The sequence below is a fragment of the Aporhodopirellula sallentina SM41 genome, assembly GCF_000346505.1.
Classification (GTDB): domain Bacteria; phylum Planctomycetota; class Planctomycetia; order Pirellulales; family Pirellulaceae; genus Rhodopirellula; species Rhodopirellula sallentina.
This window is the reverse complement of record NZ_ANOH01000121.1, coordinates 37,704-48,958: the sequence shown is the minus strand read 5'-3', so window position 1 is coordinate 48,958 and position 11,255 is coordinate 37,704. Positions and strand designations below refer to the sequence as shown.

Below are 11,255 nucleotides of genomic sequence, written 5' to 3'. Positions count from 1 at the left end.
GTACAGATCAGACGTCGCTTATCGAAACGGCAATGAGTGTCGGTGCAAAAACGGTTCTGCTTGTACCGTCACTCGCTGGTACTCGCATCGACCTTGGCTCGATCGAGAGAACTTTTGAGGTCACGGTCATCGCCGCCGATGAACTGTTCTTCAGCCAGGACGGGACGGTCGTAGTGAGCACTCCTGCGTTGGACGAGCTTCGCTACCGACTTGGGCTGGGCGAAGATTCTCCACCCAACTCTTTCCGCATGACTGGCGATCATTGGGATATCTGTTTCGAGAAGAATCGGTTCGTACTCGCCGACGCGATTGGCATGTGGTATCTCGCAGAGTTCTTGTCACGTCCTGGCAGAACACTGAATCCCGTCGAACTCGAAAACGCTCGCACTGGGATCGCGGCTCGGTCTTCCACCAGCGGCACGGGCGAGGCTTTCGACGAAGACGCTCGCCGTGAATACAAGCGGACCTTGGCCGATATCAGTGCCCGCATCGCGGAAGCAGAACGCAACAACGATGCAGGTACGCTCGAAACGCTGCAAACCGAGCAATACGAGATTCTCTCGCAACTTCAAAAGGACACCGGTAGGAGCGGCAAAGCCCGCGTCCTCACTGACGAATCCAAGTCACGCAAGAATGTGCGGCAAGCCATCAACCGTGACATCAAACGCATCGCCGAGCATCATGCGGAGCTCGCTGAGCACTTAAAGCTCGCATTCAAAGGCAATGCAATGTGCTATCGGCCAGATGCTGATCCAAATTGGGAATTCTGAAATTTCTCCTCGACTCACGCGATGTGCCAAAGACTCACGCCATGAGTCGCCGTGACTCCAGCTGAGAGATTCGCCTTCGTGCTGATCCCGCTGGCCCGTGTGTTTCTGTGACCGATCGGTCGTTCGCAGCACGGTTTCGCCGGCCGGAGTCATCGAACGAACCTCCAGCCGGAGGATATTCGTTTGAAAACTCAGGAAGTTTCAAAAGTCAGCGACATCGACTGGAAGTACATCCAGGCCAATATCCGCTGTCAAGCGTGGCGTGGCTATAAGGCCGGTGCGTACGCCCGGCAAGAACTCCGCGACATCGAACAATCGTTGTGGACGATGGTCGAGCGGTATCTCGAAGATTTCACGCCCGAACGTGCGACATTCAAAACTTACATCGACATGATCGTCTCGCGGGCACTCGCCAGGATCCTTGATTCTCGCAAAACCGCGTTTCGCACTCCGCCCGGCGGACCTGTCGTTTCACTCACAACGATGGTCGACGATCCCGACGGTGGCCCGCCGGTTGAATTGGCTTCTGCGCTTTCGCTGGAAGATCGCGACCGCGCCATCGGCAGAGAGACTCGCAGTGAAGAAGCGGTATTCGAGGAAGTCGAAGCGTTTCGCGTTGTCTTCGCTGAGTTGCCCGAACATCAGCAAGAACTCTGCAAGCAAGTCATGGAACACGGGCGCATTCCTGCGCGACTTCGTGCGGTGGGTTGAACGGTCGCTGAAACATCGTGGCTTGCGTTTGCTTCGACGATGGAGTCCTTGGCAACGTCTTTTCAGGACGACTGAGATTGAACTCCGCCGTACACACTGGAGAACTTCATGAGATGGCTGCTTGCAGGGCTGGTCACTCTTTCTTTGGCAATTCGAACCGCTCACGGTGACGAAACGGAAGACTCCAACTCTTCTCATGAAAAAGAAAAACTCACCTCGCACGGGTTCGAAGGGCTCGCTGAATGGAGCGAGTTCGGATGGCGAACCAATGGGGAATTGCCCATGGATGTTGCAGCGAGATTGCCCGTGATACCTTGATTCGCATGACTGACACCTCTTCGACCGTCCGTAGTTTACGCCGCGTGTTTCGAGAGAGCATTGTGGCTCGCGATCTCGCCGAGCCGCTTGCTTCTTTTGATGACACCGCCGAACTCGACGCACTGCGTGAGTTCATGCTGGACCGGCCGCTGTCTGCCCTCCTAAAACGCGAGCCTACTCACTGAACCGATGGTGCAGGTCAATCAGTGGACCATAGTTTCGCACATCCGCTTGCTTGATGGCGGCAATGTATTCGTCTCGAATCGGACTCGCTGCATTTCGCAGGTCGGTCGCGGGCCAAAGTGTTGCTGGTTGATCGTGTTGCATGAGCCAGATATTTGCCAGCAGTCTTGCCCACCGACCATTGCCGTCTTCAAAGGGGTGAACCCAAACGGCGCGGTGATGAAACTCAGCAGCCGTTGCGATTACGAGGGCACCGGTTTCGTCGTGCCGTTTGTCCGCCTCCATCGCAATGACGCCAAGCTCGGCGGCAATGACCTTTGGGCTCACTCCGATGTTCTTTTCGGTGGCTCGGATCTCGCCCGCCCAACTCCAGATCGAGCCGAGCATCTCGCGATGAAGCCCGAGTAGCCAATCGAAATTGAACGGTGCAATCTTCCGCGATGGTTTGGTGAGCAGGTACTTTTCTGTCACGCGCAGGATCGAAGAAAACTCGACTTCATTGAGCTCGTGTCGCGTTTTGATGGACTTCATCTTCAGGCCTGATCCATCAAAAGGCGTGGCGTCATCCTTTCCGCTCGATCCCAACCTCATGCGTTTGTCGCGCCCGGCGTTCACGACGCCCACAGTTTTCGGCTGGACGATGCAATCCGATTTTTCGCTTCTTCGAGATGCGATTGAGCCGAAGCTCGCGAGACAGCCTGGGACTCGAGAGCCACATTGCCTTGCGTAAGTGCAATCAAACGTTTGGCTTTTGCGGTGGCAATCTGATCTCGGAATTGCGCGGCGGGAATCTCTGTTAGATCGAGAGAGATACCCAAGGCGAGCAGAATGGCCTGCAAGTTTGCGAACGAGAATTCATGGTCTTCACCCCCGAGGATCCGGATCACGGTGGCCCGCGAAACCCCGCTGCGTCGCGCGAGATCCGAAACGGAGATATCGAGCTCTCGTTTTCGCTCTTGGATACGGGCGATTATTTCGGGAAGGGCCATGGCGAAACGTCCGGATTCTATGGAGGAGCTGATTGGCAAGTCGGGAAGAAAACCGAAGCTCGCAGGACACAACTATATTGTTGCACGCGTGCTACAAAAATCAATCATTCAATTGTGTGTCATCGACGTTACATCCCGCAAAAAACGACAAAAACGCGAAAATCCTTGAGCGAGACAGACACCCTGCCTGTCATTCACCACCGAATCAAAAAGCCGACGTTGGTCACTGACCGACGCCGGCTTTTTTCGTGGCTCACCACGCCGAGCGGCGACAGATCGCTCCGAACTCGTTTCAACTGTTGTCGCTCCGCGACTTGGGTGCGCGTTGGTCACGACCGGACCTTGGGTTGAAACCCAAGGCTGGCCCAATGCAGTCGCTCCGCGACTGTTCGGACAAGATGTTGGCAACCAACCGCGGAGCGGCGACAGTTGGGTTTCCAATGATTGATGGATGGTGGGGGGCACCAAACGGATGACCGGCCCTTGTCTCCTCCGATGGCTTCGCGAAGGTCGGCGAGGATTTTGGCGGCGGCTTTGTAGTTGGTCGTGCCGCGACCAGCCGCTGTCTTCTCGGCTTGGTCGTGGGATCGAGTGCAACGATGGGGCGGTGTTCATGGCGGCAACCTGGGGCCAAACCACATCCGAGTGATGGCAACCAATCATCAGATTGTCGGCGTGGGTATTACGTTTGGTGATGGAGCTTTCGAAACAACTACTGCGCTCAAGAAGGTGACCCCGAGATCGAGATCCTGTTTTATACCAATACCGGTATCTTCCTCGGGTATTTCGACGGGGGCATCCGACGGCCGATGAATGGTTCCGCTGCTGACGCGATTGGCAGATGGGACTGCTGCGGGGTGAGACGGCAACTGCGTTTTGATCGTAGGCAGAGCGTGTGACGCCGCGTTGAAGGTCGTCTCGTTTGTTCTTGGACCGCGACACTTTTCGCTTTGTCTGCGAAGTCGGATTCGTCGATGGGGCGGTTGCAAAACGAATTGAAATCCGAAACGCCCGCGGAGGAGTCATCCCCGCGGGGGTTTTCTATTTCGTCACCTTTTCATCTTTTGCTCATATGCGACAATCTCCACCTTACTCCACCAGTCCCAAGAACGAACCAATGAGCGATCTACCTAACTGCCCACAGTGCGACGGCGAATTCACCTATGAGGACGGACCCTTGCTCGTCTGTCCAACATGCAACCACGAATGGTCGCCGGCCGACGAAGTGGCTGCCGCCGAAGATGAGATCACTCGCGATGCGAACGGGAACGTGCTCGAAAACGGCGACTCAGTCATCGTCATCAAAGACTTGAAGTTTAACGGTGGCGTGGTGAAAGGCGGCACCAAGGTGAAGAAGATCCGCATCGTCGACGGTGATCACGACATCGACTGCAAGATCGACGGCATCGGAGCAATGTCGCTGAAGTCCGAATTCGTCAAGAAGGCCTGATTCACTCGCCATCTCGCGACGGAATCATCCAGCACGATCATTTCTAATGACGTTCCAGCGTTGGAATGATGAGCTGGGCTGTGCGCCGAGCACCTCGGTTGGAGCAAATTCGAATGAAAGTCGAATGTGCCGATGAATGAACGATGCGCGACCGTCGCACCGCGCCTTCTGTTCCGATGAAGCCATCGTAGTGTCGGAATTAGAAATGTAGTGGATCTTGTGAAAGATCCTTCGTGGGTGAGGGACTCGGTATGCTGGTGGGATCTTCAACAAGATCCACTACGCGAAAACGGAGTTGACATCACCGACATGTGGGCTACTTCAGCCGGATTAGGACTTCGTTTCGACGAAGGGGGCCGGGGGTGAAGGGAGGGTCGTAGGATGCGGTTTCGACGCCACTGCCTGATTCGCCGGGCGTTGCGAATGAATCGTTGGCAACGAGTCCTTTCGATTTCATCCAGGCTCGGAGTTTGGCTTCGGATTCCTTGGCGAGCTTCTTGTTGAGTCGACCGGAGAATCGTAGGACGGCGAAGCGTCCGCCGGCTCGTTTGCGTACGTCGACGTCGGGACCGGTAGGCGACGGTACGCCTTCGACCGCAACTTCTTTCGGCATCACGAACCCCATCTGGACTTCCGAATCCGCTTTGTCGTTCTCCATGAACACTGGCGTTGTCATCGAGATCTTCTGTTCGGATTCGTTCGCGCCGCTGATGTAGCGAAAAAGTTTCATGAAACTGCCGTCGCGACCTTGTGCGTCAATTTTGGTCGACGTTGCAACCAGCATCAGGTCGGGGTATTCGCGGACTTCAAAGTTGCCGTCGGACTCGATGACTTTGTATTCGGCTGATTCGTAGCCGGCTCGCGTGGATTTGTTGAACACAAACACTCCGACCGCAACCAGTACCGCGATACTCGTGAGATACATCATTCGTTTACGCATCATCCATTCACCCAACGAAAACTCGCAGCGACGATTCGGAAATCGGATCGTTCGCATTGGCAGGTTAGATGTCTGGCAAGGAGGGAGGTGGGGCGAAGTTTGAAGGGTGAGGGGTGAGGTTTGGAAAGGTTGCGCATTGGGTTGGGCTTGGCGAGGGGCGGGGGTTTCGCTGGGGTAGGGTTGTTGGATTTAGACGCAGAGACGCAAGGATGCAGGGTTCAGGTTGCAAGGTTCAGGTTGCAAGGTCCAGGTTGCAAGGTTCAGGGGGGCGGTTGTGATGCTTTCCTGTTGGGGGCAGCATTTTGCATTGCAATGAATGGGGTATGTGTTCAAGATGCTGGGGATAAAAAGGCGGCGGGAGGACTGTTGGAATTCGGGGCATGGAGTGAGAGAGGCACTTTGATGAAAGAGCCCTGGGAATTGGTTCGAGCGGTGAAGTCCCTCCTGCTGCCGAAGTGATTGGGCATCATTGATTGCGGGGATTCCGTTGGCAAAGGAAAACAGGGGGGCTGGTTTCGACGGCGTTACCAAACCATCTCTCGATACAGATCAAGCGAAGACGCAGTCGCAGACGACGAAAGGCTCCCATGGCCCTGAGGCGAGCGAACTGCCCTCTCTCGATACGCCCGGTCTGAGCAGAGGAACGCTCGGGACGATCGGCCGGTACAAACTCATTCGAGAGATCGGCCGCGGCGGCTACGGCATTGTTTTTCTCGCCAGCGACACCGAGCTCCATCGTGAGGTTGCGGTCAAGATCGCACGCCCTGAGATCACCGATAGTGAAGAAGGAGTCGAGCGGTTTCTTCGCGAGGCCCAGATCGCGGGAACGCTGCGTCACCCCGGGATCATTCCCGTTTTCGACTGTGGCGTTGAGGGGAAGCTGCATTACTACGTGATGCCGTACATCGACTCGCAGCATCTCGGGAAATGGATGGATGCGCGGAAAGACGACCCCGTCGACGAAAAGCAGGCGGCTGAATGGGTGCGTGACATCGCCGCGGCGATCCACTACGGGCACGAACAAGGCGTCGTCCACCGAGACATCAAGCCTCAGAATATCCTTTTGAATGCGTCCTCTGAATCGCCGTCCGGGTTCAGTCCGGTGGTGTTGGATTTCGGACTGTGCGGCGTTGAACAATCGGCGTCTGTGTCGACTAGCGTCTTGGCAGGCACGCCGAATTTCATGTCGCCCGAACAGGCAATGTTTGGCCGGAAAAGGATCACCAAACAATCCGATATCTATTCGATCGGTGCGGTCCTGTATCGGATGTTAACGGGAGAGACGCCGCATCCGGCGACGACGCTCCCCGAAGCGATTTTGATGCTTCACAACGAACCCGTTCGAAGTCCGAGAACGATTCGACCGGAGTTGTCGAAACGTCTCGAGACGATCTGCATGAAGTGTTTGCGGAAGGAACCCGAACGTCGGTACGAGTCTGCAAAAGCACTCGCCGACGATCTCGGCCGGTTTCTCAGTGGAGAGACACTGTCGGCAAAACCAGAAAGCCGATGGGAGCGACTTCAGTTCTCGCTGCGATACCGAGATTGGGAAGCAAGACTGGGATGGTCGGCGATCGGGATCAGTGTGGGGAGCTTTATCTGGGCGTTCGTGGGGGCTTTGTTAATCGTCGCCCGTGATGGCAGCAATCCTGTAGTGATCGAGCACATGCCGGCGCTATTGATGTTTGAAACATTGATTGTCTTGCCCGTGCACGGGTATGTGGTTTATCAAGGATGGCTGATGGTAAAACGGACGACAAAGTTTGTTCAGCTAGCGATCTCTGCGGCGTTGTGTGGGGCGTGGGCGATTTTCCATTGGGTCAGTTTGTTCCAAGGCAGCACCAGCCTGAAAATCTATGAAGGTCAGGAGTACGCGCACGTGATGGTGTTCTTGCTGATCTCAGCCGCGTTTACCGTGATCAGCGTCATCTTCGCGGTGGGATACTGGCTGGCACGCGGCAGGCACCGATCCGAACGCGACTTAATTTCCTCAACGGGATGATAGGGCTCGCCCGCACTCGCAAGATCGCTCTGCGGTAGAATGCCTGCATGGACATTGCCACTCATGCATTGATCGGATCCGTTGTAGCTGCGGGGACATTGGACAGTCATCCCGCATTGGCGGCAGGCGTGATGGTGGGGAACGTGCTTCCGGATCTCGATGCGTTTTCTCGACTCGCGGGCAAGTACGCTTTCATGCGTTTGCACCAGACGTACACGCATTCGCTGGGGGCTCGATCGGTTTGGCGAACTCGCATGGTTGTTCCCATTTGTGCTCGGGTACTTCTTTTTGTTTTGCAACGTCTTTCGGCTCCCTCGGCAACCGGAGTTGGTATGGGCGGGTTGTTTTTTAGTGATCACGACCGGTTGTCTCGTGTTGGGCTTCTCGATCTTCGGCGTCATGTTGACGGTGCTGGCGATAACATTCGCGGTGCTCGCCTATGCGATTCGGCTGCCGAGTTATCACGGAATCTTCTCTCAACCAAAGTCGAGCGAATGGGAGGAATGTGATTGCTGAAGCCGAGGAACGCGGCTGGGTTGCTCGGTGTCTTATCGCTACGTGTCTCGTCGCTCGGCGTTCCGTTGGAGAATCGAACGGACTTGAAAACTGCTCCTTGACATGCAGATATTGCCGTGCGTAGGATTGGGCAATGTGCACCTTTTGGTGTTTGTTTTGTCCGGCTCGGTTGCGGTCTTCCTGGTGATTGTTCGCGGTGTTATCGCGTTTGCATTCGGGGTGATCGGTGGACTGTTGTTCGGTTGATTTCACCGCGTTCTCTCTTTCGAAGGTTTCTTATGCTCAGCGAACAAACCATCCGAATCATCAAGCAAGTCACGCCGGCGGTTGCGGCCAACGCCGATACGATCACCTGCAAGTTTTATCAGCGGATGTTCGCTGGCAATCCCGAGGTGAAAGCGTTCTTCAATCAGGCCCATCAACAGAGCGGACAGCAGCCTGCCGCGCTTGCGGGGGCCATCTGTGCCTATTTTGCAAACATCGATAATCTCGATGTGCTCGGTTCGGAAGTGGAGTTGATCGCACAGAAGCACTGTTCGCTCGGTGTGAAGCCGGAACACTATCCGATCGTGGGAAAACACCTGATCGATGCGATCAAAGATGTGATGGGCGACGCCGCCACCGACGAGATTTGTGCGGCAGTCGGGGAAGCGTACGGTTTGTTGGCGGACGTTTGCATTGGCCGAGAAAACGAAATTTACGATCACTTGCAAAACCAACCCGGCGGTTGGAATGGCAAGCGAGACTTCCTTGTCGAACGGAAGATTGCCGAGAGCGACATTGTGACTTCGTTCTATTTGAAGCCCGCAGACGATGGAGCGTTGCCGACGTTTCTGCCCGGTCAGTACATCACGGTTCACTTGGATCATCCGTCAACGCCAACTTCGCCGCGCAACTACAGCCTTTCGGATTGTCCGGGTACCGGTTACTTTCGAATCAGCGTTAAACGGGAAGTTGCCGGAGCGGCTGAGGCACCCGATGGAGTGATTTCCAACTATTTGCATGATCATGTCGGTGTTGGCGACGTTATCGCCTTGGGACCGCCATGCGGTGAATTCACCCTGGATGTTCAGTCTCCCTTGGAACGTCCGGTCGTGTTCATTGCCGGCGGGATTGGGGTAACGCCGCTGTTGTCGATGGCTAAAGCGTTGGTGGCGGCAGGCAACAAAACGCCCGTGTACTTCCTGCAGGCGGCCCGAAATAGTGGCGCCCATGCGTTTCGTGATGAGGTCCGCGGTCTGGCTGATCGCGAAGCCCCCGTGGTGACACGTTTTATTTACGACGCTCCGCTACCGACCGATGAGTCGGACGGGAAATGCGACGACGTCGGGTTGGTTACCAAGGAGTATCTCGCCGAGAATACCCCGACCGCGGACGCGTTGTATTACTTCTGCGGGCCGAAGCCGTTCATGCTATCGATCGAAAGATCGTTGAACGAATTGGGCGTCGATTCTGATCGATTGCACTGTGAGTTCTTTGGGCCGAAGCAACCGCTTGCTGCCGTTTAGAACTGTTTGCAGCGATGAGGCTTTGGTCGCAGTGAATCGATATGCGAGCGAGGGACGATGGGGTGTTTCGGCCTCAAGTCCTTCGTATACGCAATCGACTTGATCGGCGAAGAACGGCAACGTCGCGGAACTATCGGACGAGGTCGTACTGGAACGATTCAGGGTAGAAGATGATGTATGCGATGACTAGCAACGCCGGCAAAACCGTGAACGCGAGCATCATCACAACGAGCCGCATAAAGTAGCGGTCTTCGTCACAGAGGTTCGCCGGATCTTTCTTGACTTGGTAGCGAGCGGAACGTAATCCAACGTTGTTTGTCTGGTCCGACCACGTCGTTTTCGGTGGACGCGGAACGCGAGGTTGATGCGAGACAAGAGCAGGAACCATTGGCACTGCCTCCGGTGTAGGCGTTATTCGCGAAGACGGGCCTGGTCCGATTCTTCCATGAAAACGCGAGTGAGTTGGCTTCTTCGCAGAAGCGAGATTGAAACGACCGGACATTCATGCACGATGCGAGCCAATCGCGTATTCGATGCGCAGGAGCCGCTTTGAGACGGTTTTGTGTTCACCCCGGTTGCCACAGCGTCAACTGAGGTTGACGTTCGTTGGCAGGATTCGCCTTTGCCGGTGTCTGGTCTAAAATTGAGGAATGGAGTCATCGTGGACATCAGCGAAGTCGCCCCGGCGCGGCGATCCGATTGCACCAGAGTATTTTCGTGCGATCGCAGAAGGGACTGTCGACTGGGAGAGTTGGCTGTCGGGGGAAGGAGAGGTTCTGTGGGTCAACGAGGCGGTTGAGCGTTTTACCGGCTACGCGCCTGATGAGTGTTTAGCGATGGACGATTATCCGTTGCCGCTGATTGTTCCGGATGATCGCCAACGGATGGCTGTGCACATGAAGGATGCGGCCGGGGGCAGTACGAAGAACAACATCGAGTTTCGCGTGCTGCATCGTGACGGATCGACACCGTGGGTAGCGATTTCGTGGCAACCGTTGCGGGGCCGCGACGGCGAGGCTCTCGGGTTTCGTGCGAGTGTTCGTGATGTCACGGAAAAGCACGCGATGCGGGAGCAGTTGCGTTTGCAGAACGAACACCTCGAGCAACTCGTTCAAGAGCGAACGGCGAAGATCGCACAGCTCGAGGAACATCGTTTGAAGATGGAGCAACTCGCCGCGATCGGTGAACTCGCCGCAGGAGTCGCTCACGAAATCAACAACCCGCTGGCCGGAATTCGCAACGCGTTCGCTTTGTTGAAACGGCATCTGTCCAAGGACGTCAAACACTATGACAAGCTCGAGTTGATCGACGACGAAATCGAACGTATCAGCGGCATCACGCACCAGATGTATCAACTTTATCGCCCGAGCGAACAGACGGCGTCCACGTTCTCGATGGACGAAATTCAACAGCACGTCCTCTCACTCACCTTGCCGACCGCTCGCAAGAGTCGCGTGACCGTCGACTGGGATACGGACCCACTGCCCGCCGGCGAAGGGCTCGAGATGAACGAAGTCCATCTTCGCGCGGGCGAGGTCAAGCAAATCCTGATCAACCTCATACACAACGCGATCCAAGCGTCCGAGAAAGGTGAACGGGTTCAGGTCACCGTCAAACCATCCACCGGTGGCGTGCGGATTGAGGTCACGGACTTTGGGTGTGGAGTGCCTGACGAACTACGAGAGAAAATCTTCTTTCCGTTTGTAAGTACCAAGATCGCGAAAGTCGGCCAGGGAATGGGACTGGGTTTGTCGGTGACGAAGGGACTGGTCGAGGGAATGCGGGGCGACATTCGTTTGCAAAGCCGGATCGGCGAAGGCACCTGTTTTACCGTTGAATTGCCACGCAGATTGTCGTCGATATAGGCC

Annotated in this window: 13 protein-coding genes; 9 read left to right on the top strand and 4 right to left on the bottom strand. The window is 55.7% G+C overall.

Annotated elements, in window-relative coordinates:
• From RSSM_RS08105 to RSSM_RS08090, 4 genes are all read left to right on the top strand, one after another.
• On the top strand, positions 1–770 hold a 770-nt coding region (locus tag RSSM_RS08105; protein WP_236621012.1), incomplete at its 5' end, for a hypothetical protein.
• Between the two features lie 183 nt (positions 771–953).
• Complete coding sequence (locus RSSM_RS08100; RefSeq protein ID WP_008676487.1) at positions 954–1,481, top strand: hypothetical protein; 528 nt, start codon at positions 954–956, stop codon at positions 1,479–1,481.
• Between the two features lie 108 nt (positions 1,482–1,589).
• Positions 1,590–1,799 carry a hypothetical protein gene (locus RSSM_RS08095; protein ID WP_044301739.1) on the top strand — a complete coding sequence of 70 codons (210 nt, stop codon included), beginning with the start codon at positions 1,590–1,592 and terminating at the stop codon, positions 1,797–1,799.
• A 5-nt stretch (positions 1,800–1,804) separates the two neighbouring features.
• Positions 1,805–1,984 carry a hypothetical protein gene (locus RSSM_RS08090; RefSeq protein WP_044301737.1) on the top strand — a complete coding sequence of 60 codons (180 nt, stop codon included), beginning with the start codon at positions 1,805–1,807 and terminating at the stop codon, positions 1,982–1,984.
• On the opposite strand, the gene RSSM_RS08085 is transcribed toward RSSM_RS08090, so the two are convergent.
• Both RSSM_RS08085 and RSSM_RS08080 read right to left on the bottom strand, forming a co-directional pair.
• Positions 1,974–2,573, bottom strand: a complete 600-nt coding sequence (locus tag RSSM_RS08085) for a mobile mystery protein B (protein ID WP_261340250.1) — start codon at positions 2,571–2,573, stop codon at positions 1,974–1,976. The two genes, RSSM_RS08090 and RSSM_RS08085, sit on opposite strands and share 11 nt — an antisense overlap.
• Before the next feature lie 20 nt (positions 2,574–2,593).
• Complete coding sequence (locus RSSM_RS08080; protein WP_008676483.1) at positions 2,594–2,971, bottom strand: helix-turn-helix domain-containing protein; 378 nt, start codon at positions 2,969–2,971, stop codon at positions 2,594–2,596.
• Positions 2,972–4,088: 1,117 nt separating this feature from the next.
• On the opposite strand from RSSM_RS08080, the gene RSSM_RS08070 reads away from it, so the two are divergent.
• Complete coding sequence (locus RSSM_RS08070; protein WP_008676481.1) at positions 4,089–4,421, top strand: zinc ribbon domain-containing protein YjdM; 333 nt, start codon at positions 4,089–4,091, stop codon at positions 4,419–4,421.
• A 316-nt stretch (positions 4,422–4,737) separates the two neighbouring features.
• Here the strand turns inward: RSSM_RS08070 and RSSM_RS08065 are convergent, their stop codons facing one another.
• Positions 4,738–5,361, bottom strand: a complete 624-nt coding sequence (locus tag RSSM_RS08065) for an SOUL family heme-binding protein (RefSeq protein ID WP_390174047.1) — start codon at positions 5,359–5,361, stop codon at positions 4,738–4,740.
• A gap of 487 nt (positions 5,362–5,848) precedes the next feature.
• On the opposite strand from RSSM_RS08065, the gene RSSM_RS08055 reads away from it, so the two are divergent.
• The 3 genes from RSSM_RS08055 (at position 5,849) to hmpA (ending at position 9,387) form a co-directional block, all read left to right on the top strand.
• Positions 5,849–7,363 carry a serine/threonine protein kinase gene (locus tag RSSM_RS08055; RefSeq protein WP_160168113.1) on the top strand — a complete coding sequence of 505 codons (1,515 nt, stop codon included), beginning with the start codon at positions 5,849–5,851 and terminating at the stop codon, positions 7,361–7,363.
• A 47-nt stretch (positions 7,364–7,410) separates the two neighbouring features.
• The gene (locus RSSM_RS08050; protein WP_008676478.1) at positions 7,411–7,872 is read left to right on the top strand and encodes a metal-dependent hydrolase; all 462 of its coding nucleotides are present in this window, start codon (positions 7,411–7,413) and stop codon (positions 7,870–7,872) included.
• 285 nt (positions 7,873–8,157) lie between these two features.
• On the top strand, positions 8,158–9,387 hold the full coding sequence (gene hmpA / locus RSSM_RS08045) for an NO-inducible flavohemoprotein (RefSeq protein ID WP_008676477.1): 1,230 nt from the start codon (positions 8,158–8,160) through the stop codon (positions 9,385–9,387).
• A gap of 130 nt (positions 9,388–9,517) precedes the next feature.
• Here hmpA and RSSM_RS08040 read toward each other — a convergent pair whose 3' ends face one another.
• The gene (locus tag RSSM_RS08040; RefSeq protein WP_008676476.1) at positions 9,518–9,775 is read right to left on the bottom strand and encodes a hypothetical protein; all 258 of its coding nucleotides are present in this window, start codon (positions 9,773–9,775) and stop codon (positions 9,518–9,520) included.
• 262 nt (positions 9,776–10,037) lie between these two features.
• Between RSSM_RS08040 and RSSM_RS08035 the strand changes: the two genes are divergently transcribed.
• On the top strand, positions 10,038–11,252 hold the full coding sequence (locus tag RSSM_RS08035) for a two-component system sensor histidine kinase NtrB (protein ID WP_008676474.1): 1,215 nt from the start codon (positions 10,038–10,040) through the stop codon (positions 11,250–11,252).
• Positions 11,253–11,255 lie beyond the last annotated feature (3 nt).

Excerpts from the sequence above, each read along its gene's own strand:
- hmpA (WP_008676477.1), top strand. The coding sequence starts at position 8,158 with ATGCTCAGCGAACAAACCATCCGAATCATCAAGCAAGTCACGCCGGCG.
- RSSM_RS08040 (WP_008676476.1), bottom strand. The coding sequence starts at position 9,775 with ATGGTTCCTGCTCTTGTCTCGCATCAACCTCGCGTTCCGCGTCCACCG.
- RSSM_RS08095 (WP_044301739.1), top strand. The coding sequence starts at position 1,590 with ATGAGATGGCTGCTTGCAGGGCTGGTCACTCTTTCTTTGGCAATTCGA.
- RSSM_RS08065 (WP_390174047.1), bottom strand. The coding sequence starts at position 5,361 with ATGCGTAAACGAATGATGTATCTCACGAGTATCGCGGTACTGGTTGCG.
- RSSM_RS08090 (WP_044301737.1), top strand. The coding sequence starts at position 1,805 with ATGACTGACACCTCTTCGACCGTCCGTAGTTTACGCCGCGTGTTTCGA.
- RSSM_RS08035 (WP_008676474.1), top strand. The coding sequence starts at position 10,038 with ATGGAGTCATCGTGGACATCAGCGAAGTCGCCCCGGCGCGGCGATCCG.
- RSSM_RS08085 (WP_261340250.1), bottom strand. The coding sequence starts at position 2,573 with ATGAGGTTGGGATCGAGCGGAAAGGATGACGCCACGCCTTTTGATGGA.
- RSSM_RS08070 (WP_008676481.1), top strand. The coding sequence starts at position 4,089 with ATGAGCGATCTACCTAACTGCCCACAGTGCGACGGCGAATTCACCTAT.
- RSSM_RS08080 (WP_008676483.1), bottom strand. The coding sequence starts at position 2,971 with ATGGCCCTTCCCGAAATAATCGCCCGTATCCAAGAGCGAAAACGAGAG.
- RSSM_RS08050 (WP_008676478.1), top strand. The coding sequence starts at position 7,411 with ATGGACATTGCCACTCATGCATTGATCGGATCCGTTGTAGCTGCGGGG.